This window comes from Intestinirhabdus alba, from assembly GCF_009711095.1.
GTDB lineage: Bacteria > Pseudomonadota > Gammaproteobacteria > Enterobacterales > Enterobacteriaceae > Intestinirhabdus > Intestinirhabdus alba.
On the sequence record NZ_WMJZ01000034.1, the window covers coordinates 1 to 26,727 of the forward strand.

At 57.7% G+C, this 26,727-nt stretch carries 22 protein-coding genes; 5 read left to right on the plus strand and 17 right to left on the minus strand.

Annotation, left to right across the window (positions count from 1 at the left end; translation table 11 throughout):
* Positions 1–60: 60 nt before the first annotated feature.
* From GJV78_RS18945 to bioB, 10 genes are all read right to left on the minus strand, one after another.
* Positions 61–249, minus strand: coding sequence for a hypothetical protein (locus GJV78_RS18945; protein WP_155109773.1), 189 nt, complete (start codon positions 247–249; stop codon positions 61–63).
* Entirely contained in the window at positions 246–632 is a 387-nt protein-coding gene (locus GJV78_RS18950) for a hypothetical protein (RefSeq protein ID WP_155109774.1), read from the minus strand. Before GJV78_RS18950 ends, GJV78_RS18945 begins: the two co-directional genes overlap by 4 nt.
* A 379-nt stretch (positions 633–1,011) precedes the next feature.
* Entirely contained in the window at positions 1,012–1,590 is a 579-nt protein-coding gene (locus GJV78_RS18955) for a hypothetical protein (RefSeq protein ID WP_155109775.1), read from the minus strand.
* Entirely contained in the window at positions 1,580–4,369 is a 2,790-nt protein-coding gene (locus GJV78_RS18960) for a hypothetical protein (RefSeq protein ID WP_230979187.1), read from the minus strand. Before GJV78_RS18960 ends, GJV78_RS18955 begins: the two co-directional genes overlap by 11 nt.
* A 13-nt stretch (positions 4,370–4,382) precedes the next feature.
* Positions 4,383–4,922: a DUF3828 domain-containing protein gene (locus GJV78_RS18965; protein WP_155109776.1), complete on the minus strand. Its 540-nt coding sequence runs from the start codon at positions 4,920–4,922 to the stop codon at positions 4,383–4,385.
* 9 nt (positions 4,923–4,931) lie between these two features.
* Entirely contained in the window at positions 4,932–7,289 is a 2,358-nt protein-coding gene (locus GJV78_RS18970) for a type VI secretion system Vgr family protein (RefSeq protein ID WP_155109777.1), read from the minus strand.
* Positions 7,290–8,692: 1,403 nt separating this feature from the next.
* Positions 8,693–9,379 (minus strand): dethiobiotin synthase, encoded by a 687-nt coding sequence (bioD, locus tag GJV78_RS18975; protein WP_167519652.1) that lies wholly within the window; start codon positions 9,377–9,379, stop codon positions 8,693–8,695.
* Positions 9,372–10,127, minus strand: coding sequence for a malonyl-ACP O-methyltransferase BioC (bioC, locus tag GJV78_RS18980; protein ID WP_155109779.1), 756 nt, complete (start codon positions 10,125–10,127; stop codon positions 9,372–9,374). The genes bioD and bioC overlap by 8 nt, the downstream gene beginning before the upstream one ends.
* Positions 10,111–11,268 (minus strand): 8-amino-7-oxononanoate synthase, encoded by a 1,158-nt coding sequence (gene bioF / locus GJV78_RS18985; protein ID WP_155109780.1) that lies wholly within the window; start codon positions 11,266–11,268, stop codon positions 10,111–10,113. The genes bioC and bioF overlap by 17 nt, the downstream gene beginning before the upstream one ends.
* Positions 11,265–12,305 (minus strand): biotin synthase BioB, encoded by a 1,041-nt coding sequence (gene bioB, locus GJV78_RS18990; RefSeq protein ID WP_155109781.1) that lies wholly within the window; start codon positions 12,303–12,305, stop codon positions 11,265–11,267. The genes bioF and bioB overlap by 4 nt, the downstream gene beginning before the upstream one ends.
* A gap of 75 nt (positions 12,306–12,380) precedes the next feature.
* Between bioB and bioA the strand changes: the two genes are divergently transcribed.
* The 3 genes from bioA (at position 12,381) to GJV78_RS19005 (ending at position 15,648) form a co-directional block, all read left to right on the plus strand.
* A complete protein-coding gene (bioA, locus tag GJV78_RS18995) occupies positions 12,381–13,670 on the plus strand; it encodes an adenosylmethionine--8-amino-7-oxononanoate transaminase (protein WP_155109782.1) in 1,290 nt (429 codons plus the stop codon).
* Positions 13,671–13,715: 45 nt separating this feature from the next.
* Complete coding sequence (locus GJV78_RS19000) at positions 13,716–14,192, plus strand: kinase inhibitor (RefSeq protein WP_155109783.1); 477 nt, start codon at positions 13,716–13,718, stop codon at positions 14,190–14,192.
* 166 nt (positions 14,193–14,358) lie between these two features.
* The gene (locus tag GJV78_RS19005) at positions 14,359–15,648 is read left to right on the plus strand and encodes a putative acyl-CoA thioester hydrolase (protein ID WP_167519653.1); all 1,290 of its coding nucleotides are present in this window, start codon (positions 14,359–14,361) and stop codon (positions 15,646–15,648) included.
* A 220-nt stretch (positions 15,649–15,868) separates the two neighbouring features.
* On the opposite strand, the gene GJV78_RS19010 is transcribed toward GJV78_RS19005, so the two are convergent.
* The 3 genes from GJV78_RS19010 to GJV78_RS19020 form a co-directional block, all read right to left on the minus strand.
* Positions 15,869–18,124: a hydratase gene (locus tag GJV78_RS19010; RefSeq protein ID WP_155109784.1), complete on the minus strand. Its 2,256-nt coding sequence runs from the start codon at positions 18,122–18,124 to the stop codon at positions 15,869–15,871.
* Between the two features lie 197 nt (positions 18,125–18,321).
* Positions 18,322–19,755 carry an anion permease gene (locus GJV78_RS19015; RefSeq protein WP_155109785.1) on the minus strand — a complete coding sequence of 478 codons (1,434 nt, stop codon included), beginning with the start codon at positions 19,753–19,755 and terminating at the stop codon, positions 18,322–18,324.
* 72 nt (positions 19,756–19,827) lie between these two features.
* A complete protein-coding gene (locus tag GJV78_RS19020; protein ID WP_155109786.1) occupies positions 19,828–20,880 on the minus strand; it encodes a 4-oxalomesaconate tautomerase in 1,053 nt (350 codons plus the stop codon).
* 179 nt (positions 20,881–21,059) lie between these two features.
* On the opposite strand from GJV78_RS19020, the gene GJV78_RS19025 reads away from it, so the two are divergent.
* Positions 21,060–22,013, plus strand: a complete 954-nt coding sequence (locus tag GJV78_RS19025) for a LysR family transcriptional regulator (RefSeq protein WP_155109787.1) — start codon at positions 21,060–21,062, stop codon at positions 22,011–22,013.
* A 30-nt stretch (positions 22,014–22,043) separates the two neighbouring features.
* Here GJV78_RS19025 and pgl read toward each other — a convergent pair whose 3' ends face one another.
* Positions 22,044–23,045 (minus strand): 6-phosphogluconolactonase, encoded by a 1,002-nt coding sequence (pgl, locus tag GJV78_RS19030; protein ID WP_155109788.1) that lies wholly within the window; start codon positions 23,043–23,045, stop codon positions 22,044–22,046.
* A gap of 158 nt (positions 23,046–23,203) precedes the next feature.
* Between pgl and GJV78_RS19035 the strand changes: the two genes are divergently transcribed.
* Positions 23,204–24,022: a pyridoxal phosphatase gene (locus tag GJV78_RS19035; RefSeq protein WP_155109789.1), complete on the plus strand. Its 819-nt coding sequence runs from the start codon at positions 23,204–23,206 to the stop codon at positions 24,020–24,022.
* Here the strand turns inward: GJV78_RS19035 and modC are convergent, their stop codons facing one another.
* From modC to modA, 3 genes are read right to left on the minus strand one after another with little or no spacing between them, the layout of a single operon-like run.
* On the minus strand, positions 24,023–25,081 hold the full coding sequence (gene modC, locus GJV78_RS19040) for a molybdenum ABC transporter ATP-binding protein ModC (RefSeq protein ID WP_167519655.1): 1,059 nt from the start codon (positions 25,079–25,081) through the stop codon (positions 24,023–24,025).
* Between the two features lie 2 nt (positions 25,082–25,083).
* Positions 25,084–25,773, minus strand: a complete 690-nt coding sequence (gene modB, locus GJV78_RS19045; protein ID WP_155109791.1) for a molybdate ABC transporter permease subunit — start codon at positions 25,771–25,773, stop codon at positions 25,084–25,086.
* Positions 25,773–26,546: a molybdate ABC transporter substrate-binding protein gene (gene modA, locus GJV78_RS19050; protein ID WP_155109792.1), complete on the minus strand. Its 774-nt coding sequence runs from the start codon at positions 26,544–26,546 to the stop codon at positions 25,773–25,775. Before modA ends, modB begins: the two co-directional genes overlap by 1 nt.
* Positions 26,547–26,727 lie beyond the last annotated feature (181 nt).

Sequence of the window (26,727 nt, forward strand, 5' to 3'; positions counted from 1 at the left end):
CCGCCGCCTTCACGATAAAATGCCCCTGCGTGCCGTGCTCTTTTCCGCTGCCGTTCAGCTTCAGGTACGAGCCGCCGCCGGGCAGGTGACGGTGATATCGTACTGCCAGGGCTGGCTGAGCGACTCGCGGCCGCGAAAGCGCAGCACGTCAAGAAACCAGGGGCACTCATGCACGCGGAGTCCGTAGCGCGACTGGCTCAACTGCTGCTGCGCCAGCGCCCCGGTCCTCAGGATAAGGGCATCACTCATTTTGTCTCTCCTTCAGGGCGAGCTTGTGAAGCAAAAATTGCGCTAAGCGCTTGTGTTGCGCAGTTTTCCCTCCGGGCAACCTTTTCGGTGCCCTTCGCCCCCGCCCGAAAAATTTTCCCGGTCAAAAACAGATTTAATACAACCTCTTTTATTTCTGCCCCCCCTGATAAATTCTTTGGTTTTATTCTGCGTTCGCTTTCATTCAGATAAATATTCAGGTGCCAGAGCCAATTGTTTTCATCCTGTCGGTGTACCCTTACCGCATTTCCCGATCCTTGCGCACTTAAAGCGCATGGACTCATATAATAACGGATGCACATTCTATTTTGCCTTTCATCATATCTGTTCTTGCTAAGTGATAATATTTTATATATACCCGTCATACTTCAGGCTGCATGAGTATCGGCCAAACCGTATTCATTCCGTTCACATAGTTCGCCATGCTCCCGGATATGTGCACGCTTGCCGCGTGATTCGGATCTGAGGGTCTCTCCCTACTGGGCCAACGCTACAGCTGTTCAAAATGCGCTGCGTTTTGTCCTGCGGCTCGAAATATTCAGGATACAAGTTTAATAAAATAAAGGTAAATCAATCTGTTTACGTTTTACCATAGCAATATTTTCCACTCATTAACCCCCTCCGTTCCAATCCTTGGTTGAATAACACCGCTATTAATATTTCAATGAATTATCTACAGGAGAGAAGCACGCATAAATAACCCCTCTGGAAGTTATTTTATATTATTTAAAGCATTAACCATCGTTAATCGCAACCCGCCAATGATTCAATTAAGCGGATATATTTGTTTCCGTTAAAATTAAATATAACGGTTTTACAAACAGGAGCCTCCTCCGTTTTATTCATTGCTGGTATGGATTGCCCGGTTATCGCAATCATTGAACTATTTTTAAAGGCGTCCATTTGAAATGGCAACCCTGTCGGGGTACCATTATCAGCGATGTCAGCATAAATACTACTTCCATTATCATCAGCAGGAAGTGTTGCAACAACTTTACCCGTTTGTTTATCAAGGACCCAGCCACATACCCAATTATCGTTTTTGCATTCTTCACCATGCCCACCAAAGATAGTATAGATTCTGTAATGTCCGGCAAAGTTAACAGATCTGGTTAATTGTTCTTGTGTTTTATTTTTCCAGTATAAAGAATATTTGCCCTGTAATTTTGTCAAATGAAGTTTTTCTTCAAACGGTCCTTGACTTACAGGGACCTGGTAATCAGAGAATTGAGGATTGGGAATATTGTTAGCAGAGGACTTAGACGATAAAATCAGAGCTAACATAAAAAATGGAAATTTATTTAGTATTTTATTATATTTCATTTTTAGAATCCTCTAAAGACTTCACCATTTCATCAGGTAATATGTGTGCTTTGTTCAACCCATCACCAGCATAGTAAGACTCACCTTCAACCTTAGCCTTTCTGGGGATAATTTTATACTTCTTTTTGCCATTTTCATAAACTGGACGACCTTTTTCATCCAGAACCGCCACTTTTTTAGGGCTTATTGGTTTCCCTTTTCGCACACCGGCTGAAGCGAACTCTTTTGCCCATTCATAAATGGCATCTTCGACACTTCCATTGCCTTCAAGATAATTATTAATCGCAGGTCTCTTTATTTTAATCAGATAATCCTCAAAAATTTTATCCTGCATTTCAGCATCATAAAGCGCTGTTTTATCTAGTTCAAGTATTTTTACAGCACTTTTAAGCGTACCAGGGATAATCTGGAACCGCCCAGTTGCAAACATTTGTCTTTCTTTTTGAGCATCCATAACTTCCTGTAATGTCATATTTGTGAGATTGGTTTTGTAATGTGGGACAGATGCACCTGTCTTAGTGACATTATAGGCTGAATAATCATTTTTTGACTCTACTTTCCCTAAAAGATTTGCAAATGGACTATGTGCCCAACCGGTTCTTTTCCTCCTGAACGTGGACAGAAACATAATAGGATGCATATGCCATAATGATGGCCCCAATTTTTCTGTTGTCACCTCTCTCATCCAGGTCATTTTTTCGATAAACTCTTCACTGTACCTCTTCCATTCCGGAGCTTCTTTCTTCAGAGCATCCAGAAATGATTGCCAGATGGTATCTTCTTTTTTGAAGTACCAATCGCTTGGATGTTTGACAATAGTTTTGAGTATGACATCGCGATAGTCAGGATTGTGAAACGCACTTCCATATTCCAGAGATGAATAGTTAGCACTTTCACTGTCAACTTTTTTCAATAGACGTTGATAGTTATGTTTTACCAGCGCATGACTGGTACGGTTATCTTCCTTTGCTGCATTGTAAAGCCATTCCATTACACTGCGGAAAAAACCAACAGGTTGGGTTTTGCCATTCAGATAATCAAAACTTGACGGTTCTGAAATTTCAGTTCTGAACCCCTGTTTCGCCAGATCGTACTGAGACAAAAGTTCAGGTTGAGCCAGACCTTTTGGCACATAAGCATTTTCTGACCTGAGCAGCCAGTATTCCTGCTTTGTTGATTTATCTATTTCTGTCGGGACATGGCTTAGCGTCAGAAGTCCTGCCCGGGTCGTCACCCTTGTATCCTTGACAAAGGTTTTCGTCGCGACATCTTTTTTATACAACTCAAGGCCAGGAGAATACTTCAGCCAGAGCGGATTATTTTTACCCACGTTTTCCGGATTGGTTAGAAATTTCTCCAGATTATCATCCATACTTATACACTCTATGTGTACCTGATAGCGGGCTTCATAGCCACCGTCTTTTGCTGCCTGATAATACCCTAAATGACCTACTGAGTCTCCGGCACTAATAGCATAGGGAGTCGGGCATACGACCTCGTTAAATTTCATGACATCTTTCGCCGGAGGCATAAGCTTTCTCCACCACGACGGGCCAATATCGGGGGCTGGTTTAATATTATTATTATCTATCACCACCCAATAACGTTCACCAATATTTAATGTGGTTAACTTCTTATCATTCTTATCGCCTTTGTCTATATCTGGTAAGCCTTTAAGCGTCACAAGACCATATCGCCGCTTATTGAACCCCATCGAAGTAAGACTGGTATCAGATGCGTTCCATTCAATTCTTGCTCCCTCAGGCATATTTCCTACAGACTGAGGTTGTAACTTTTCTGAAGTCAGCTTTGCCATGAGCCAGTCTATCTCGGAATACGCCTTAAGCGTATCTTTAGTAATCCATTGATTTTCCATTGCTAATTCATAAGCTGAATACGGAGCCAGATGCATATACAGCGTATAGAAATGCAAACCGCTTTCTTTACCCTCACCCGGCTGAATATAGTGCTTCACCAGCACGAATGAACCGGACACACTTAGCGGACCTATTTCCCACGGCAATTCTATATAATCTTTACAGATACGGTATGCAACGACTTCCCCGTCGGCCATACAACGTACTGACTGCTCACCTTTATACGCTATCGGAAAATCAATGATTTCAGATGCTGCTTTACCACTCAAAGCGCACCACGGGGTTGTGGCATTTGTAATATGGATACCACCGTGCCACATACCGTTTCGACCAATCATATAAAGTCCGGTTGATTCCCCTCTCAGGTGAGAAAGAATCTCGTCCCGGTTTGCAAACTCCCTTCCCCGGTTATTGGCAGGGATCGGCCAGACAATGTTGATAAGATGATTATTGCCCTTGGCATTTCCTTCAGAAGCATCAGGCTCTGAATAACGATAGAGGGTATAAGCAGGCTTTACGCTTCTGTATTTTTTCCCCGGATAAAAACCTTTTAACTGTATAAAGTCAGAAACCCAATTGGTTCCATTAAATAAAGCAATATGTCCATGTGGATGACCATCAATGGGTTGGATTACAACAATATCTCCTGTTTGTTGCCCAGGAATAGCTGCAGTATCGGTAGCGCCGGTTCCTGGATAGGTATAGATGGCTTTAAAGCCAACGGATTCAAATGAAGATCCATAATCACATGCTGAAGCTGAATTCCCTATTCTTGGGCGAGGAATCCGGATTTTTACCCCACCTGCCTCCACCGCTCTTCTTACATAATTAGCACATTTGCCAATACTTTTTGGCTCCACATGAGAATTTATATAACTTACCGCTTCATCTTTATTCCACATAATTATAGCCTTCTCAATCCGTTACGCTTTTAATTTTCCATTGTCCATCTATTTTTTCCAGAGAAACTGTTAGTGGGGATGTAACCTCTTCACCCTCACCCAAAACCACGGCAATGACAGACTCGTACTCTTCTTGTTTAACGATACTGGTTTTTATACTGCCCCTCCAGGAAGGATATGTATCTTGTGACTTCGTAAAATAGTTTACATCGGTTTCTATTCCGATACCGTACCAGTCGCAAATATAATTTCCTTTATATTCTTTGCATTCGCGCTTTGCAGAGCATATTTTCTCCGTTTCACCATCAGAAGCGGAAATAACAGTGTCGTAATTGCATATAGTAGAATCCTGAATGCTTTTCAAGAGGTTTCCGGACACATATTCCTCGATCACTTCGCTCATTTTTTCTGTATCTGAATTTAAAAGAGCTTTATAAAAGCCCACAACAGTGTTTGTAGGTGTTACTAATTCAGTACAGAAGCCACTTTGTGAAAATATGAACAAAAGGACATACAAGAAATTATTGCAAATCCTGGCTACTAATGATTTCATGCTCTTACCTCAGTCGTTAAGTGATTTACTGATGATGCGATTCTGCAAGGTAATATCAGTCAAATCAAAATTTGGTGCTTCAATTGGCATGTCAGCCCCGCTCCCCGGCACCAGGTAATCCGCCGCCTTCACAATAAAATGCCCCTGCGTGCCGTGCTCTGTTCCGCTGCCGTTCAGCTTCAGGTACGAGCCGCCGCCGTTCAGCGTCAGCGTTTTCGGCGTGCTGATGACTATCTCGTCTTCGCTGCTGGTTATCGTCAGCGCCTGCTGCGCATACAGCGACAGCCTGTTGTGCTGCGCCTGGAGCTCCACCTCTCCCTGATTCGCCACCACCCTCGCCTCGCCTTTATGCACAAACAGCCCCAGCCCCTTCTCCACCGCCACCGTCAGGCTCTTCATCGCCCCGATGTCCAGCTGCTGACCCGCATTCACCATCGTGTTCTTCGCGCTGCTCAGCTGCAGATGCTCTCCTGACGTCAGCGCTATCCCCTGCGGCGCACTTGCCAGCAGCACCGCCGAGCGCAGATTTTTCAGCCGCTCCGTCAGCAGATTTATCTGCTCGCTGATATCGCTGACCAGCGCCCCCGCCGCTTCCGCCGCCCCGTTCAGCGCCTCCATCTGCCCGTTCGCCTGACTCAGCCGCTGCTCCGCCGCGCGCATCTCCGGCACCTCGCCCTGCGCCTTCGCCTGCCGGTCCGCGCTCAGGAACAGCCCTTTTCCCGCCCGCAGCGCCCCGTGCTCGTCGGTGCGCAGCTCAAAACCGCTCCCCCGCTGCTGCCGCTGCGCATCCACCAGATGCCCCAGGTTCAGCTGACTCTTCCCGTACTCCGTCGCCAGCTTGATATGCTCCTCCTGCCGCCGGTCCTCCATCCGCAGCTTGTTGTTCGCCGGCGTGCGCAGCACGTTGCGCGTGTGATTGTCCCGCGTCACCGGGTCCGGGTGCTCTGAGTCATGCTGCGCATACGCAATATACGGCCTGTCCGGATCCCCGCCGTCGAACATCACCGACACCTCCGTGCCGTCCGGCAGCGGCGCGTGCCAGCCATACGTCTCCCCGGCGTAGGGCTTCGCCATCCGCAGCCACAGGTACGCATGGCCCTGCCCGCTTTCGCTGCGGTCGAAGTCCAGCCTCACCCGGTAACGGCCGTACTCGTCCAGCCAGGCGTAGCGGTCACCCTTCTGCACGCTCTCCACCCGCGCCGGCAGCGAGCCGCTGATGACCGGTCGCTCCGTCAGCGGCGGCCGGTAGCAGACGCTTTCGCTGTACGGGATACCCTCAAACTCCAGCCGGAAGCTGCTCCGCCGCGAACCGCTGCTCTGCACCCCGGTGATGACAATCCCCTCCCTGACCGTCTCCGGCAGCCCGCCGTCGCTCTCCAGCACCTGCCCGGGGGTCAGCAGCGGGCTGGTGGCGCGCCCGCTGACCCTGTGCTGCCCGTTGAGCAGCCGCTCGTGCCGCAGACGGGCATAAAACGCCCCGCTCTCCGGCGTCTCTGTCTCCCCCGCCGTCAGAAACGGCTCCGCATAGTGATACACCTCCCCGGTGGTGAGCCCTTCTCCGGCGTCAGCCCCCACGCTGCTCTCCTGCGGCGTCAGGGCCTGACGGTAGTTGTAGTCCCGGGTGGTGACGCTCCCCGCCACCACGCTGCTGACGGTGCGGATATCCCAGATACTCTCCTGACCGCCGTCGCTCATCCCCGACGGATGGCGCAGCGGCAGCCTGACCGCCGCCGGGTACTGCGCCTGCGTGTCCTGGAAAATGACTATGTCCCGCTCAAGACGGGTGTCCATCTCATAGCGCCAGAATATCCCCACCTCCGCCAGCAGCCGCTGCACAAACGCCAGGTCCGTTTCCCGCCACCGGGTTATCAGCTCCCGGGGCGGATAGTCGCGGGAGAGGCGAAACTCAAAGTCCGGCCCCTCCAGCCCGTGCCGGCGCAGTATCTGCTCCACCACCTCCGTCACCGACTGGTTCAGCCAGACGTCGCAGCCGCGGGTATGCTTCAGCAGCGCCATGCGCGGCACCAGCCGCAGGGCATAGCAGGTCTCGTCGGCAGAGCCGGAGATGCGCCGGAACGACTCAATTACGCCGTATACCGTGCGCAGCGGCAGGGCGGGCGCGCCGCTGAACGTCGGGGTAAGGAAGGTAAAGGCGGCGGGCTTCAGCAGCAGCGACCCGCCGCTGAGGTCCGCCGCCGGGCAGGTGACGGTGATATCGTACTGCCAGGGCTGGCTGAGCGACTCGCGGCCGCGAAAGCGCAGCACGTCAAGAAACCAGGGGCACTCATGCACGCGGAGACCGTAGCGCGACTGGCTCAGCTGCTGCTGCGCCAGCGCCCCGGCCGTCCGTATAAGGGCATCACTCATTTTGTCTCTCCTTCGTAACCGTCATTAAAGTTCATCCCGATCCCGGTCTCTCTTGTCAGTAACTGGCCCCTGCCGCCATTAGCTTCTGTAGAAGCTGCTGGCACAACAGGCTGCCGGCGCGGCGTCGCAGCCCCTGACCACCAGAAGATGGTGGCTGTGGCTGAACAAGAGTGGTGTCAGACTGGCTGTCATGTGTTTCCCTGATTAATTATCCGTAAAATACTTTCCGCACTTTTCATTCGGGGCAAAAAGTTCAGGCTGTCGTTATTCTGGCGTCGGAAGAGACAATATCGTTTTTAACCTGATACCGTACCTTAATACATATACCGACAGGAAATCACGAAACTTCAAACTAAAAAAAAGACTTTTTAAAATGAAAAATACTAAGCAACGCCACCAGACAACAGCGCTATTTAGTGAGTAATAAAATGATAATTACAATTGTTATACTCGTCATACTGCAGATTGCAGAACAACACGCAGCGTGGTTTAAATCGCCCCAGGGCTGGCCCCAATGAGCCGGGTAAAACCGACGCACAGGTAGCCTGAAATATAACGGCCATAGTCCTGCAATATCCATTATGCTTCAGATCTAACCCTATATTAACCGTCTTATGCGAAGCTGTCTAAAATAGCGCAGGAGGCAGCACATCATATTATTCAATCATTCGCCGGCGGCAATCGTTAATTATTACCAGATAGTGTAATAATAACGTCTCTACAGGAGAGATACCGATCCAACGGCTAATTTATACCCAAAATAATTCAAGTTGCATGAAGGCGGCAAGCGAATGAATCCCCGGGAGCATAGCGAACTATGTGACCGGAGTGAGTGACAAATCTGTCGGGAGCAGATTTGAACGCCGCGCAGCGGCGGCCCGGGGGCTGTTCAAAACGCACCAGGTGTTGTCATGTAACTCGAATTATTTAGGGTATAGAGACTCAAACGTCCGGCTTCAGACTCCTCTCCGGTGAAACCAGTTTGTGCCGCCGAAACCGCCTGTCATACAGGCTCCGCGCGGTTATCCCCAGACCTGGACCTTATTTAACATTTGTCAAGAGTCGTAACGAAACTTTTCGGCTCATCATGACACTTTCTTGACAGCCATTGATTTTATATAACCATCTGAAAATAAGAGAATATTTTCTTGAGACGGCTTTCGCGTCAATTCAGCCGCAGGCCGCGTATTCTCTCGCTTGCCCCACGTTTTCTAACTCTAATGCACAAGGTTATCCACAGGAATAGTGGATAACTGTCTGCAGCCCCTATGGCGTGCCGCCTGGCTAAATCGCCTTTTTGTCGGCGGGCGAAGCGTGAAAAAAAATTTATCGCTTAATTTTGCTTTTTGATGCCTGCCGAAGCGCGGGCCGCAAAGGCGATCCGGCCCGCCGCTTCTACAGATTTAGCCACCGTTCAACAGGGAGAGTTCGAGATATTGTTCTGTTCCCTCCCCCATCGCTCCCCCTTCCAGCCAGGGGATCTCCCCCAGCAGCGGTGCCGGGACGACGCGCCTCAGCGTCGCCAGATACTCCTGATGGCGTTCTCCCGGCGGCACCACGCCATTGGCCACCCACCCGGCCAGCCGCAGCCCCGCCTGACGCACCGCCAGGGCGGTCAGCATGGCATGGTTGATGCAGCCCAGCTTCACGCCCACCACCAGGATCACCGGCAGCCCCTCGGCCTGCACCCAGTCGGCGAAGGTCAGCGTCGCGGAAAGGGGGGTAAACCAGCCTCCCGCCCCCTCCACCAGCACCCAATCGGCCTGCGCCTCCAGCGCTCGCAGCCCGGCGGAAAGCGCCGCCCCGTGGATCGGTCTCCCCTCGGCGGCGCTGGCGATATGCGGCGAGGTCGGCTCGGCGAAGGTAAAGGGATTTACGGCTCCGTAGGGGAGCGCCAGGCTGGCGCTGCGCCGCAGGGCCAGCGCGTCGCCGTTGCGCAGCCCCCGCGCCGTCATTTCGCTGCCGGAGGCGACGGGCTTGTAGCCCGCCGTCCGGTAGCCCCGCCGCGTCGCCGCCCGCAGCAGCGCGCAGCTGGCGACGGTTTTACCCACTTCGGTGTCGGTGCCGGTCACAAAATAGCGTTCAGTCACGTTCAATCACTCCTGAAAAGATATGCCAGGTCAGCGGATATTTACCCTGCCGTCGGGGCCAGGCCAGCCGCAGCTGCTGCAGCTGGCCGCGCGTCAGCCCCCGCGCAGTGCGCCCCGCGTGCAGGTGGGTGGCTCCGGTTCCCTTCAGGGAGCGCATGGCGCTGAGCGGATCGTCAAACCACAGGGTGAAGGTTTCCAGACATCCCGCGCCGCGCCGGACGGTGGTTGCTTCCCGCAGCGCCTCCTCCGTTAAAAAACGGTTAACGTGCGGCCGATCGTCCACCGCCCGCCAGGCCTGGCGCAGCTCCGGCAGCGATCCGCAGGCCAGGGTGCTAAAGGCCACCGTGCCGCCGGAGCGCGCCACCCGGCACAGCTCCCCCAGCGCCGCCTGCAGGTCGTCGCACCACTGCACGGCCAGGCTGCTCCAGACAAGATCGAAGCTCCCGGTTGCCAACGGCAGTGCCTCGATATCCCCCATAACGTAGCGGTGGGCGGCCTGTTGCCGTCGCGCCTCGTCGAGCATCGCCGCCGACAGATCCAGCGCGGTAACCCGGCTGCCGCGCTCGCGCCAGTAGCGGCTCATACGCCCCGGCCCGCAGCCTGCGTCCAGCACCTGCGGAAACGGGCCATCCGGCAGCCGCGACAGCAGCGTCCCGGCGCTCAGGTGCTGCAGCGCGGCGTGCCGCTCATAGCGGGCGGCAGCGCGGCCAAAGGCGGTGGCGATGGCCCGCTTATTGACCGGCGTCATGCAGCGCCTCCAGCAGGCGGTCAATATCCTCTGTCCGCTGGGAGCAGGTGAGGGTCAGACGCAGCCGGGCCGTGCCGGCGGGCACCGTGGGCGGGCGGATCGCCGTCACCCAGCAGCCCCGATCGCGCAGCGCCTGGGCCAGCGCCAGGGCGCGAAGGTTATCACCCACCCACAGCGGCTGAATGGCGCTGTGCGAGGCCGTCGGCGCAAAGCCCGCCCTGCGGACGCCGGCGCGAAAACGCGCCACCCGCGCGGCCAGCGCGGCCCGTCGCTCATCCCCTTCCGCGCTGCGCAGGATCGCCAGCGAAGCCCGCAGCGCCTGCGCCTGGGCGGGCGGCATACTGGTGCTGTAGATCAGATGCCGGGCAAACTGCAGCAGGTACTCCGCCACGTCGTCAGCGCAGAGGATCGCCGCTCCGCTGACGCCGAAGCCTTTGCCAAAGGTGACCACCAGCAGCTCCGGCTTCACCCGCTGGTGCCAGCAGCTGCCGCGCCCCTGCTCGCCGGTAACGCCGATGCCGTGGGCGTCATCCACCAGCAGCCAGGCGTCACCGTCGCGGGCCGCCCGGGCAATCTCCGCCAGCGGCGCGCCGTCGCCGTCCATACTGAACACCCCTTCGGTCACCACCAGCCGCCGCCCCGGGCAGGGCTGGTCAAGCAGGCGCGCCAGATGCCCCACGTCGTTATGGGCGAAGCGGCGAAGCGACGCCGGGTTAAGGCTGGCGGCCTCCTGCAGCGAGGCGTGGCTGAGCCGGTCGGCAATGATCCGATCCTCTTTCGTCATCAGCGCGGCAATCAGCGCCTGATTGGCCGCAAAGCCGGAAATAAACAGCAGCGCCCTGGCGTAGCCCAGCCAGTCGGCCAGCGCCGCTTCCAGCGCCCGGTGCGCGGTGGTGTAGCCGCTGACGTGGCCCGATCCGCCGCTGCCGACGCCATAGCGCTCCGCCCCCTGCTGCCAGGCGCGGACAACCTGTGGATGCTGGCTTAAGCCGAGATAGTCATTGCTGGAGAAGTTGAGGTAGCGACGCCCGCTAAACGTCAGCCAGCGCCCGGTGCCCTGGTCCACCGTCGTCCGGCGGCGCAGGGCGTTGGCCGAACGGCGCGCCGCCAGCGCCGCGTCAATTTTTTGCTGCCAGCTCATTGTGCCGCCGCGTTGTAGTAAGCGTCGGTATCCGGTGTCGCCAGCACCTGCTCCAGCCGCCGCTGCTGTTCACTGTTGCCGGCCGCCACCGCCGTCTGCTGCGGATTCAGCCCCAGCCGGCGGAACAGGTGTAAATCCTTATCCTCCCCGGGGTTCGGCGTAGTCAGCAGCCGACAGCCGTAAAAGACAGAGTTGGCCCCGGCCATAAAGCACATCGCCTGGGTCTGCTCGTTCATCTGCTCGCGCCCGGCGGAGAGGCGTATCCAGGAGGTCGGCATGACGATCCGCGCCGCGGCGATAGTGCGGATAAAATCAAAGGCGTCCACGTCATCATTGTCCGCCAGCGGCGTCCCTTTTACCTTCACCAGCATATTGATCGGCACACTCTCCGGCGGCGTCGGCAGGTTTGCCAGCTGCAGCAGCAGCCCGGCGCGATCTTTCGCCGTCTCCCCAAGGCCGACAATACCGCCGGAGCAGACCTTAATCCCGGCGTCGCGCACCTTCTCCAGAGTCTCCAGGCGCTCCTGATACGAGCGGGTGGTAATGATGTTGCCGTAGAACTCCGGCGAGGTGTCGAGGTTGTGGTTGTAGTAGTCCAGCCCTGCACGGGCCAGCCGCTGCGCCTGGGATTCGCTGAGCGCGCCAAGGGTCATACAGGCCTCCAGCCCCATCGCCTTCACGCCCGCAACCATCTGCTCAAGGAGCGGCATATCGCGCTCATGGGGATTTTTCCACGCCGCGCCCATGCAGAAGCGGGTGGAGCCAGCGGCCTTCGCCCGCCTGGCGGACTCCAGCACCTGCTGTACCGCCATCAGCTTTTCCGCCCGCAGCCCGGTGCTGTAGCGGGCGCTCTGGGGGCAGTATTTACAATCTTCCGGACAGGCTCCGGTTTTGATCGACAGCAGCGTGCTGACCTGCACCTGGCGCGGATCGAAGTGACGACGGTGGATCTGCTGTGCCTCAAACAGCAGCTCCAGCAGCGGTTTTTCAAAAAGTTCGGTAACTTGCGACAGTGTCCAGCGAGAAGAAAGAGCCATAGGGGTATATGCTTCATTATCAGTTCGTGTAGACTCGTAAACCTAAATACTTTTAATTTGGTTTACAAGTCAATTATGAACGCGGATGATCTCGCCTTTGACCAGCGCCATATCTGGCACCCTTATACCTCCATGACCACCCCGCTGCCGGTTTACCCGGTCGCCCGCGCCGAGGGGTGCGAGCTGACGTTGACCAGTGGCGAGCGGCTGGTGGACGGCATGTCCTCATGGTGGGCCGCCATTCACGGCTACGGGCATCCGCAGATCGGCGCGGCGATGAAGGCGCAGATCGACACCCTGCCGCACGTCATGTTCGGCGGTCTGACCCACGCGCCGGCGGTGGATCTCTGCCGCAAACTGGTGGCGATGACTCCTGCGCCGCTGGAGTGCGTGTTCCTGGCCGACTCCGGCTCGGTGGCGGTGGAGGTGGCGATGAAAATGGCGCTCCAGTACTGGCAGGCCAGGGGCGAGAGCCGCCGCCGCTTTCTCACCTTTCGCCACGGCTATCATGGCGATACCTTCGGCGCAATGTCGGTCTGCGATCCGGACAATGCCATGCATGCCCTGTGGCAGGGCTATCTGCCGGAAAACCTCTTCGCTCCCGCGCCCCGGAGCCGTTTTGACGGCGAGTGGGACGAGCGGGACATGGCGGGCTTTGCCCGCCTGATGGCGGCCTGCCGCCGTGAGATCGCGGCGGTGATCCTGGAGCCAATCGTGCAGGGGGCGGGCGGGATGCGCTTCTATCATCCCGAGTGGCTGCGGCGTATCCGCAAAATGTGCGATCGGGAGGGTATTCTGCTTATCGCCGATGAGATAGCCACCGGCTTTGGCCGCACCGGCAGGCTGTTCGCCTGCGAGCACGCCGGGATCGCCCCAGATATACTCTGTCTCGGCAAGGCGCTGACCGGCGGGACGATGACCCTCTCCGCCACCCTCACCTCCCGCCGGGTGGCGGAGACTATCAGCAACGGCGAGGCGGGCTGCTTTATGCACGGCCCGACCTTTATGGGCAATCCGTTGGCCTGCGCCGCCGCCTCCGCCAGCCTGAGCCTGCTGGAGAGCGGCGAATGGCGTCGGCAGGTCGCAGCCATTGAGGCGCAGCTGCGCGCGGAGCTGGCCCCGGCAGGCGAGGCCGGGCGGGTGGCGGAGGTGCGGGTGCTGGGGGCCATCGGCGTCGTCGAAACCACCCATCCGGTGAATATGGCGGCGCTGCAGCGCTTCTTTGTGGCGCAGGGCGTGTGGCTGCGCCCGTTCGGCAGGCTAATTTACCTGATGCCGCCCTATATTATCTCCCCGGCACAGCTGCGTCGCCTGACCCGGGCGGTGAACGACGCCGTGCGCAACGACGCCTTTTTTACTGTCTGAACGGTGGTATTCTGCTTACACTTTTTCAGCAACAGAGGAGCCATCATGAAACTGATCAGCAGCGATCTGCGCGACGGGGAAAAACTGCCCCATCGTCACGTTTTCAACGGCATGGGCTATGACGGGGATAACCTCTCTCCGCAGCTGGCCTGGGACGACGTGCCCGCAGGCACCAAAAGCTTTGTCGTCACCTGCTTCGACCCCGACGCCCCCACCGGCTCCGGCTGGTGGCACTGGGTGGTGGTCAATCTGCCCGCCGATACCCGCGTGCTACCCCAGGGCTTCGGCTCCGGGCTGGTGGCCATACCGGAGGGCGTTATCCAGACCCGCACCGACTTTGGCAAGGCGGGCTACGGGGGCGCTGCGCCGCCGAAAGGGGAAACCCACCGCTATATCTTTACCGTGCACGCCCTCGACGTGGCGCGGCTGGAGGTTGACGAACAGGCCAGCGGCGCGATGGTGGGCTTTAACGTCCATTTCCACTCCCTCGCCAGCGCCTCGATTACCGCCCTGTTCAGCTGACGCGCGCTGCCGGACGCCTCCCGTCCGGCAGCGATTCACCGCCGCGCAGGCCCGCGCGGGTCTATAAATGAACTTTTTGCCATTGTCGCTTCCCGTTTCGCTCAACTTAGTATAAAAAGCAGGTCTCAACGGATTTTTATTTAACTTTCAATGCCCGGAGCAACCTGTGAGCACATTCTCAGTTTCCCGTCTGGCGCTGGCACTGGCTTTTGGCGTGACGCTGACCGCCTGCAGTTCAACGCCGCCCGATCGGATCCCCTCCGATCAAAAAGCGCCCGGCACCCCGTCACGGCCGATCCTGTCGGCCAGCGAGGCGCAGAACTTTACCACAGCGCACTATTTTTCCTCCCTGACCCCCGGGCGCGAGCCGTGGCAGCCGTCGGCCATCGCAACGCCCGCGCAGCCTGACTTCGTCGTCGGCCCGGCGGGCACGCCGGGCGTCACCCATACCACCATTCAGGCGGCGGTCGACGCCGCCATCGGCACCCGCACCAGCCGTCGCCAGTACATCGCCATTTTGCCGGGCGACTATAAGGGGACGGTCTATATTCCCGCCGCGCCGGGCAGCCTGACCCTGTACGGCACCGGGGCGAATGCCATCGACGTAAAAATCGGCCTTGCGCTGGACGGCGTGATGAGCGTCGCCGACTGGCGTCGCACCGTCAATCCGGGCGGCAAATATATGCCGGGCAAACCGGCATGGTATATGTTCGACAGCTGTCAGAATAGACGTGGTGCCGGGATCGGGATGCTCTGCTCCGCCGTATTCTGGTCGCAGAACAGCGGTCTGCAGCTGAAGAACCTGACCATTGAGAACAACCTGGGCGACAGCGTGGACGCGGGCAACCACCCGGCGGTGGCGCTGCGCAGCGACGGTGATAAGGTGCAGATCGATGAAGTGAATATCCTGGGCCGCCAGAACACCTTCTTCGTCAGCAACAGCGGCGTGCAGAACCGTCTACAAAACGATCGTCAGACGCGCACCCTGGTGACCAACAGCTATATCGAAGGTGACGTCGATATGGTGGTCGGCCGCGGAGCCGTGGTCTTTGATAACAGCGAATTCCAGGTGGTTAACGCCCGCACCCGGCAGGAGGCGTATGTCTTCGCGCCGGCCACCCAGGCAAATATCCCCTGGGGGTTCCTGGCTATCAACAGCCAGTTTAACGCCGCCGGCAGCGGCGTGGCGCAGCTGGGCCGCTCGCTGGACGTCGACGGCAACGTCAACGGCCAGGTGGTGATTCGCGACAGCGTTATTAACGAAGGCTTTAACGCGGCGCAGCCGTGGGCCGACGCGGCGGTCTCAAAGCGCCCGTTCACCGGTAATACCGGCGTGCTGGATGATAATAAGCAGGTGCAGCGCAACCTGAACGACGTCCGCTTCAACCGGCTGTGGGAGTATAATAACCGCGGTCCGGGCAGCAGAGTGGTCGCCGAACCCGCGCCTTCGCGCTGAATGATAATAGGGTCGCCAGGCGACCCTTTGAGACTGATGACAAACCCCAGGCCGAACTCGTTCGGCCATAATCACCACAAAAATAAACAAGGAAAATCAATTGATTGATTTTCGGCTGCTAACCACAAAGAGGGAAAAACCACGTTTTCCTTCTTTGTCATCAACCTGAAAAGGGTCGCCAGACGACCCTTTTTTAACGCCCGCCGGCTAACGCCGTGGCTTATCCCGCCTGCCGGGCCTTGTTGAAGTTAATCAGGCTGCCTGCCTTAATAATTTCACGCTCTTCGGCGGTCAGATTCTCCATATAGAGGGCGATCTCCTCAACCTCTCCCGACGCGCGAATCACCCAGGCGGCAATCGGCTCGCCGCAGCGGTCCAGCGCCGCGCGGATACCGGGAATATAGATATGGTCGCCTACCTCGAAGGTCGGATCGTCCACCATCTGCAGCGGCAGCATTCCCCAGTTGATCACGTTAGAGCGGTAGCGCTTGGTGGCGTACTGGCGGGCGATATTCGCCAGGCCGCCGATGACGCGCTGGCAGCTTGCCGCCTGTTCGCGCGCCGAGCCGTCGCCGGGTTTGATGGCGTAAATCATACTGCCAATTTCTGTCTTCAGCGGATCAACCTGCTGCTGACCGGGGATCTGGCGGATACGCTCAAAAACCGGTGCCAGCTCGCTCACCTCGCCGGCCTGCCGCTTTTTCTCCAGCGCGGCGACGGCTTTGCTTCTGCCAACGTAGCCCGGATCCCGGCGCGAAAGGGTAAACTCCGCCAGCCCCAGCGGGTTAGAACGGTATGAAGAGGTTTCGCCGGAGGGGATCAGCTCATCGGTGGTGGTAACCTCATCAAGAATTTTTGACGAGACGCTGAGCAGGATATTTTCGGTCAGCGCGCCCAGCTCCGGCCAGTCGCGGATGTTGGGGCCGTAAATCAGCGCCTGCTGCGTCGCCCCCTTCACGTAGCCCTGGTAAACGCGGTGGCGATAGGAGGTCGGGTCGAAGGCGTAGTCAGGCACCCGCTCCTCGGCGGTCGCCGCCGTAAGGTAGCCGCCGTTCGCCGCTGTGGCGGCAATTGAGCGGGCGTCCATCAGCGCCACGGCGGACATCTGTCCGTTACCCGGCTTCGAGCCTTCGCGGTTAGGGAAGTTGCGGGTGGTGTGGCGGATGCTCAGCCCGTTGTTGACCGGGGTATCGCCAGCGCCGAAGCACGGCCCGCAGAACGCCGTTCTGACAATCGCCCCCGCGCCGATCAGATCCGCTATCGCCCCCTGCTGCGTTAAGTTCATAAACACCGGCTGTGACGAGGGATAGACCGCCAGCGAGAAGACGTCGTCGCCGCAGGATTTACCGCGCAGCGCGTTGGCGGCGGCGATCACGTTCTCATAGTTACCGCCGGAGCAGCCGGCAATAATGCCCTGCTGGACCTTTAAGCGCCCGTTTTCAACTTTATCCAGCAGGGAGAGGCGGGCCTGGCCGTGGCCGATGCGCTCGGACTCTTTTTCAACTTCGCGCAGAATATCGGTCAGGTTCTCGTACAGGGCGTCGATGGTATAGACATTGCCCGGATGGAACGGCAGCGCGATCATCGGCTTAATGGCGCTGAGATCGACATAAACGCAGCCGTCGTACCAGGCCAGCGGCTGCGGGCTAAGGGCGCGATAATCCGCTTCCCGGCCGTGCAGCGCCAGCCAGCTGCGGGTCTCGTCGTCCGTCTGCCAGATGGAGCTAAGGCAGGTGGTCTCGGTGGTCATCACGTCAATGCTGTTGCGGTAGTCGGTGGAGAGGTTTGCGATGCCCGGTCCGACAAACTCCATCACTTTATTTTTGACGTAGCCGTTTTTAAACACCGCGCCCACGATGGCCAGCGCCACGTCGTGTGGGCCAACGCCCGGAGCGGGCTTGCCGGTCAGATAGACCGCTACTACGTCCGGATAGTCGATATCCCAGCTGTCGTTCAGCAGCTGTTTCACCAGCTCGCCGCCCCCTTCGCCGACGGCCATCGTTCCCAGCGCACCGTAGCGGGTATGGCTGTCGGAGCCGAGGATCATCTTGCCGCCGCCGGCCATCATTTCGCGCATGTACTGGTGAATAACCGCAATATGCGGCGGCACAAAAATACCGCCGTAGCGCTTCGCGGCGGACAGGCCAAAAATATGGTCGTCGCTGTTAATCGTTCCGCCGACGGCGCACAGCGAGTTATGGCAGTTGGTTAACACGTAGGGTAAAGGAAAGCGCTCCATGCCGGAGGCTTTGGCGGTCTGAATAATGCCCACATAGGTAATATCGTGCGAGGTTAAGGCATCAAATTTTATTTTAAGCTTATCCATATTACCGGAGGTATTATGCGCGGCGAGAACCGACCATGAAATAGTGCCTTTTTTCGCCGCCTCTTTTTGCCCGCTATCCGCAAAATCTTCCCCGGCAATAATCTCTTTTCCTGCACGAAGATAAACGCCATTCTCATAAAGCTTAATCATCAGAAACTCCATCTATGCCGCGCGCTAACCGACGCGGGCGACCAGTAAAAATAGTCTTGTTATCTACCCGACCTGCCGCAGGCTATTCGACTTGTCTGTATGCCTGGAGCCGGGGTTGTGCAGGCGCTGTTGAAAAGCGCCCGCGGGGTTGTGCGCCTTATATCCGTAATAGCAGGGATTAAGGCGCGAATAGCGTGTTACAGCAGATTCCAGTTAATTAACATCTTCCACCACCAGACGCCGACGGTAATATGAATCAGGAAGGTCACCAGCGTCAGCACCGCCCCGACCGTCCACCAGGATTTAATATCGTTATAGCCCACGCCGAAAATAACCGGGCCGGCCGCCCCGCCGTAGTGGGTCACCATGCCGCCGTAGGAGTTGGAGAACAGCAGCGCCAGCGCGGTTAACATCAGCGGCGCGCCGGAGACGTTTGCCAGCATGGCGAATACCGGCATCATCGCCACAATATAGGCACTGCCGGAGGCAAAGAAGTAGCGAATAATAATGCTGAGGAACAGGATTACGAAAAAGGCGACGTTGCTGTGGTTGCCAAAAGAGATATTATTTCTGAACAGCTGCGCCAGCCAGTCGAAGAATTCCACTTTCGACAGCAGCGAGCTCAGGCCGATAATCCCGCCGTACCAGATTAAGGTATTCCAGCCGCCCTTGTTTTTAACCACGTCGTCCCAGGTGACAACCCCGAGCAGCAGCATGGCCCCCATGACCACGATAGCCACCGTGGACTCGTTGATCCCAAGGCTGCTGCTGAAGATCCAGCCCAACAGCGCCAGAACAAAGATCCCCAGCAGCATCTTTTCCCGGCCCTTCATCGGCCCCAGATCCTCAAGCCCGGCTTTGGCGATGATTTTATTGTCCACCTTTTTAATTTCCGGCGGATACATAATGTAGATGGTCAGCGGTACCAGCAGCAGCATGATCAGCCCCGGCGCGCTCGCCGCCAGCGCCCAGCCGCCCCAGCTCAGCTGCAGGTGGCAGATATCGTTGATCATCTTCAGCGCCAGAATATTTCCCGCCATTGCGGTGAAGAACATATAGCTGGTGGTTTTGGTCACCATGTAGACCGTTATCATTAAATAGCGGCCGACGCGGCGCGGGCTTTTTTCCGGCTCGGAGCCGAGCGCCACCGCCACGCTGTTGATGATGGGCAGGACGATGCCGCCCGCCCGCGCCGTGTTCGACGGAGTCGCCGGGGCGAGGATCAGATCGAGAAACGCGGTGACGTAGCCCAGCCCGAGGGTGGTGCTGCCGATTTTACCAATCAGAATGTAGGCGATGCGCTTGCCCAGCCCGGTGGTGACAAACGCGGCGCTGAGGGTAAAGGCGGAAAACACCAGCCACGTGGTCCCTGAGGCGTAGCCGCTCAGCACGCTGGTCGTTTTAAACGCGCCGTCGGAGAGGTTGCCCACCACTACCATCGAGGCGGCAACCGCGACGAGCAGTACCACCGGCTCAGGGAAGGGCTTGATCACCAGGCCGACAATCGCCGCCAGATAGATACCAAACAGCACCCAGGCCAGCTGGCTTAATCCGGCGGGTGCCGGTATGACGCCGATAATACAGGGGATCGCTAATATAGCGATGAGTTTCCATAACGCTTTTTTATTCATTTTTTTATTCCGTTTGTCCGTATGTTGTCATCCTTCACTTCTGCATTTATCGCGCAGAGGCGATGAACCGGCTCAGGGCAGATAAACCTCTCCGGAAAAAATCTTTCTGGCAGTGCGAATAACGGAGGCGCGCAGAGCGGCGGGATCGGTTCCCTGGCGAGCCAGCGCGATGTCCAGGCTGCCGCCGGGATGCTCAATAGTGATTTTGTCCCCCCCTTTTGGCCGCGCCACAGGCTGGCTCACCGTGCCCTCAATGGCACAGCTGCTGGCGATCGCGATGGCACCGGTGATCGCCAGCGCTTTATGGCAGGCGTGGGGCATAAAGTAGCGGGCGCAGATCGAGCCGCCGTCGGCGGGCGGGGAGATCAGCACCGGCTTCGGAATCACGCTGTTGCGCACGTCGCCCAGTCCCATGGCTTCGCCGGCCTGCAGACGAATGGACTCAAGGCGACGCAGGAATTCCGCATCGCCGTCCAGCTCGGCCGGTTTTTCATAGCCGCTTTTGCCCAGCGACTGCGCCGGGATCAGCACGACCGGCATCGCCATATCGATGCAGGTCACCTCCACGCCGTCAAAGCAGTCGATACGCCGACCGGTGGGAAAAATATGCCCGGTTTTCGCCCCGGCAGCGTTCAGAAAGGTCAACCCGACCGGGGCGGCGGTTCCCGGCACGCCGTCAATTCTGGCCTCGCCGTCATAGGTCACCGCGCCGTCCGGCGTCTGGACGTCGGCTTCAATATAGGTATTGGTGTTTACGTTACGGATGCGCACCCGGGTAACCGGAGCGGTGGCATTGACCAGGCCGTGCTCGATGGCGAACGACCCGACGGCGGAGAGCATATTGCCGCAGTTGGGCGTGGTATCAACCCGCTGCTCATGCACCAGCACCTGGGCGAACAGGTAGTCGACGTCGGCGGCGGGGTCCGCCGAGCGGTCAACAATCGCCACCTTGCTGGTCAGCGGATTGCCGCCGCCGATGCCGTCTATTTCCAGCTCGTTGCCCGATCCCATAATCGCCATCAGGACGTTATCGCGCTGGCGCGGCTCCTGGGGCAGGTGCTGCGCCAATAAAAACGCGCCGCGGGAGGTGCCTCCTCGCATCATGACACAAGGTATTTTTTTCATCGCCATTCCCTCAATATTAAAAGCTTATTTTTATTGGGGTTATAGTTGCACGCCGCCAAAAAGGAGACTAATGACTTCAGGGCAGAAACTGATAACTTAAGAGCATTAATCTGCGCTTCACGCCGGTAATAGGGTTAGTATGCTTTTACAGGGAAACGCGATCGCTGAGTGGAGAAGTAATGAAAAATGAACTTTCGGGTATGAAGGCCTTTGTTACGCTGGCCGACGCCTCTTCTTTTAACAATGCCGCTAAATTACTTAATATTACGCAACCTGCATTAACACGTAAAATAAAAAAGATGGAGGATGATTTACATGTTCAGCTATTCGAAAGAACAACCAGAAAGGTAACATTAACAAAAGCGGGAAAAATGTTATTGCCCGAAGCCAGGGAGCTGGTCAGAAAACTGGAAGAAACGCTGTTTACTATTCGCGAACTCAATACTTATCACCACGGCATCATTACGCTGTCATGTATTCCCACCGCCGTGTTCTATTTTTTACCGGCCGCCATTGGAAAATTTAATCAGCTCTATCCCAATATAAAAATACGAATTATTGAGCAAGGTACCAATGACTGCATGGAATCGGTCCTCTGCAACGAGGCTGACTTCGGCATAAATATGAACAACGTCACAAATTCCGCTATTAACTTCACCCCGCTGGTCAATGAACCCTTCGTTCTCGCCTGCCGACGGGATCATCCGCTGGCCCATAAACAGCTGGTGGAGTGGCAGGAACTGCTGAATTACACGCTGATTGGAGTTCGTTCATCCAGCGGCAACCGGCTGCTTATTGAACAAAACCTGGCGGATAAGCCGTGGAAGCTGGAGTGGTTTTACGAGGTGCGTCACCTTTCCACCTCCCTGGGGCTGGTGGAGGCCGGGCTGGGGGTCTCCGTGCTGCCGGGGCTGGCGATGCCGCAAAGCCCGCATCCAACCCTGACGGGTATTCCGCTTATTGAGCCGGTGGTCCGCCGCACGCTGGGGATTATTCGCCGCAAGGATGCCCTGCTCTCCCCTATCGCCGAACGTTTTTTCACCCTGCTGCTCAACCTGTGGGCCGACGACGGCAACACGCTGTGGGCTCCCCTCTCTGGGGACTGCGCGGCTGCCCCGTCGGAGAGCGACTGAAACCTCACTCTTCGACGGGAAAGATCCGGCCTAATCCGGCAGGGCGTTGATGGTTACCCACATCGGCCCCTGCCCCACCGCATAGCGGCCTTTTTCACTCAGCAGCCCCTGGGCACCGGTGATTTCATAGACCGCAATATGGTGTGATTTCTGCCCGGTGGCAATCAGATATTTACCGCTGTGGTCAATATTGAAGCCGCGTGGCTGAGTTTCCGTCGGCTGGAAGCCCTCCACGCTCAGCACGCTGCCGTCTTCTGAAACGCTGAAAAGGGTAATCAGGCTGGCGGTGCGGTCGCAGGCGTACAGGTGGCGACCGTCCGGCGTAATATGGATATCCGCCGCCCAGCGGGTATCGGCGAAATCGGCGGGCATCATATCCAGGGTCTGCACCCGCTCAATATGGCCGTGGGCATCCCGTAGCGCCCAGACGTCCACCGAGCCGTTAAGCTCGTTAACGCAGTAGGCGAACGGCTGATTCGGATGAAAGACCATATGACGCGGACCGGCCCCCTCAACGGTGGTCACCTCCGCCGGCGTTCTGGCGCGCAGCGTGCCGTCTTCGCCAGGGGTAAACAGGCAGATGCGATCCTGCTTCAGGGCCGGCACCCACAGGGTGCGGTTATCCGGCGAGATATTGGCGGAGTGGCAGCCTTCCAGCCCTTCCACCACCTCCACGACGCCAACCGGCAGGCCCTCCTCCAGGCGGGTGACGCTAACGCTCCCGGCATTATAGGAGCTGACGAACAGAAAACGCCCGTCACGATCGGTAGAGATATGGGTCGGGCTGCCCGGCAGGGCGGATTCGGCGGCCAGGGTCAGCGTGCCGTCCTCCGGCGCAATGCGCCAGGCCAGCACGCGAAACGCCGGCCGTACGCCGACGTACAAATAGCGCTTATCCGGGCTGACCACCATCGGCTGAACCTGCCCCGGCACGTCAACCACCTGCCGCAGCGCCAGCTCCCCCTGCTGGCTCAGGCTCCAGACGTGGATCTGCTGACTTTCCGGGCTGGCGATATATACTGTCTGTTTCATGTTTGCTCCTCTGCTTTCGGCGAACGGCGGTAACCATCGCACAGCTTAATGTAGTCGCGTTTAACGGTGAATGCGGTAAGTTATGCGGAGACGTTTTCCCGACCGCCCGGTCGGTGTACCATTCCGACGGCCCCTTCAACGTTAATTCGGAAATCGTTATGACCACCCGCGTGATTGCCCTTGATTTAGACGGTACGCTGCTTACGCCCAAAAAGACCCTGCTCCCCTCCTCCCTTGAGGCGCTCTCCCGCGTCAGGGAAGCCGGCTATCGGCTGGTCATCGTCACGGGCCGCCATCACGTTGCTATCCACCCTTTTTATCAGGCGCTGGCGCTGGATACACCTGCAATCTGCTGCAACGGCGTCTACTTGTATGATTATCAGGCGAAAACCGTCCTGGAATCCGATCCCATGCCGGTGGATAAAGCGCTACAGCTGATCGCGCAGCTCGAAGAGCAGCAGATCCACGGTCTGATGTACGTGGATAACGCCATGCTCTATGAGCGCCCGACCGGCCACGTGATCCGCACCGCGGGCTGGGCGCAAACCCTGCCACCGGAGCAGCGCCCGACCTTTATCCAGGTGCCCTCGCTGGCGCAGGCGGCGCGCGAAGCGGACGCCGTGTGGAAGTTTGCCCTTACCGACGAGGATCTGCCTAAGCTGCGGCAGTTTGCCCGGCGCGCCGGGCAGCAGCTCGACCTGGCGTGCGAATGGTCATGGCACGATCAGGTGGATATCGCCCGCGCGGGCTGCAGCAAAGGGAAGCGCCTGAGCCAGTGGATCGCCGCGCAAGGAGGCTCAATGGAGGACGTCATCGCCTTTGGCGACAACTATAACGATATCAGCATGCTGGAGGCGGCGGGCGTCGGCGTGGCGATGGGCAACGCCGACGACGCGGTGAAGGCGCGGGCAAACGTCGTGATCGGCGATAACACCAGCGACAGCATCGCGAAGTTTATCTACGGCCATCTGCTGTGATCAGGCGGTGATCGACACGCTTTTGATCTGCGCGTAGAGCCACAGGCCAGGCCTGATATTCAGCTCATCCCTGGCCCAGGGGCTGATGCGCGCCCACAGGGTTTTGCCGCCTACCTCAAGCCGCACCTCGACCTGGCCGTTATCATCATAGCACTCGGCCACCTTCCCCCGCAGCACGTTGCGGATGCTGCTCTGCTGCGGCGGCTGCAGTACCAGCGATACGTCGGAGGACTGAATGCGAATGCGCAGCGCGGCCTGCAGCGGCTCCTCCAGCCGGTTCACCCACAGATGCTGATCGCCGAGGGCCAGCGCGGTCATCGCGTAGTGCGGATGGTGTTCCAGCACGCTGACCTTCAGGATGCTGCTCTGCTGCTCTCTCGGCAGCCACGGATGCATTACGCTGCTGCTCCACACCTCCTCCAGCGGCCCGAACGCTCTGACCTGGCCGTTTTCCAGCACCATCACGCTATCCGCCAGGTGCAGGATTTCGTCGAGCGAGTGGCTGACGTAGAGCATGGGAACGTTGATTTCGCGCGCCAGGCGCTGCAGCCAGGGCAGCAGTTCACGCTTGCGCGGGATGTCCAGCGAGGCGAGCGGCTCGTCGAGCAGCAGCAGCTCCGGCGCGGTCAGTAGCGCCCGGCCTATCGCCACGCGCTGTTTTTCACCGCCGGAGAGGTTCCCCGGCAGGCGGTCAAGCAGCGGTTCAATGCCGAGCAGGGCCACCAGTTTATCAAACTGCCCGGCCATGCTTTTCGCCATGCCGTAGCGCAGATTGCCGCGTACCTTGTAGTGGGGGAAGAGGCGCGCATCCTGAAAAACGTAGCCGACGCGGCGCTTTTCCGGCGGCAGGCAGAGGCCCTTTTCCGCGTCGCTAAGCGTCCGGCCGTTGAGCACAATGCGCCCTTTCTGCGGCCGCGTCAGCCCGCTGATGGCGTTGATAAGCGAGGTTTTTCCTGCCCCGGAGACGCCAAAAATGGCGGTGATCCCGCTGGCGGCCAGGGTTTCGTTAAGGGTCAGGCAGTGGCTGCCCAGGGTCTGGGTAAAGTTAAGTTCCAGCACGATCAGCCCCCCATCCGTCGACGGCTGAGGCGCGCCAGCCATTCAGAAATCAGCAGAGAAATCAGCGCCAGCACGATGGAGATAACGCACAGCCGCGCCGCCGCCCCTTCGCCGCCCGGCGTCTGGATCAGGGTATACATCGCCGACGGAATGGTGCGGGTTTCACCGGGAATATTCGACACAAAGGTAATGGTCGCGCCGAATTCACCAAGCGATCGGGCGAAGGCCAGCACCGTACCGACGATAATGCCCGGCAGGGTCAACGGCAGGGTAATGGTAAAGAAGACCCGCCAGCGGCCCGCGCCCAGGGTTCTGGCGGCCTGCTCCAGCCTGACGTCCACCCCCTCCAGCGCCAGGCGGATCGCCCGCACCATCAGGGGGAAGGACATCACCGCCGCCGCCAGCACGGCCCCCCGCCAGCTGAAGGCGAAGGTAATGCCGAACACATCATATAGCCACTGGCCGATAACGCCGCGCCGCCCCATGGCCACCAGCAGCAGATAGCCGACCACCACCGGAGGCAGCACCAGCGGCAGGTGCAGCGCGCTGTCGAGCAGGGCTTTGCCTGGAAAGGTGCAGCGCACCAAAAGCCAGGCAAAGAAGATCCCAAACGGCAGGCTGAACAGCACGGCCAGGGAAGAGACTTTCAGGCTGAGCAGAACCGCCTGCCATTCTGGATCGGTGAATATCATTACCTGGTCGTAAATCCGTAACGTTTAAAGATTTCCGCGGCCTGCGGTCCCTTCAGATAGTCATAGAAGGCTTCAACCGTGGCGTTTTTATGCCCGTCAACAATCGCAACCGGGTACTCTACTTTTTTATGGGAATCTTCCGGGAAGGTTGCCACCACCTTTACGCCCTTGCCGGCGACGGCGTCAGAGCCGTAAACAATGCCCAGCGGCGCTTCGCTGCGCTCTACCAGCGCCAGCGCGCTGCGCACATCCTCCGCAGGGGCCAGCTTCGGCGAGAGGGTATCCCATGCGCCAAGCTTTTGCAGCGCCTCTTTAGCGTAGATGCCCGCCGGAACGTGCTGCGGATCGCCGACCGCCAGACGGCCGCCGTTCAGCAGCGGGAGCCAGTTCGTCTTCGCGTCGATCGTGAACGCCTTCTGTTCGCTGGCCTTCGGTGCCACCACCACCAGGCTGTTGCCAAGCAGCGTACTGCGCGTGGCGGTGTCTATCGCTTTTTTATCTACCGCGTAGTCCATCCACTTCTGGTCGGCGGAGATAAACAGATCCGCAGGCGCGCCCGCTTCAATCTGGCGGGCAAGCGTTGAAGAAGAGGCAAAAGAGGAGACCACCTCAACGTTTTTCTCTTTTTTCCACGCGGCGGCGATATCCTGCATCGCGTTGGTCAGCGAAGCGGCTGCAAATACGGTAATTTTGCTTTCATCTGCCAGCGCCTGCCCGGCCAGCGTGAAGGTTAATGTCGCCCCTGCGACCAGGCGTAACCATGTACGTGCCATTTGTAACTCCTTTGAATAGCGTTATGCAGGCGCAAATATAACGATAAAACGCGGCGATGCCCAGCGGGAATTGCCTGTCTTTAGCAGTGGTACAAAAAAATATCGGCAGGCAGGGGAAGATCTTGAGAAAAACAAAAACGCCCGGCTTACCGGGCGTTTGAGACTGATGATAAACCTCAGG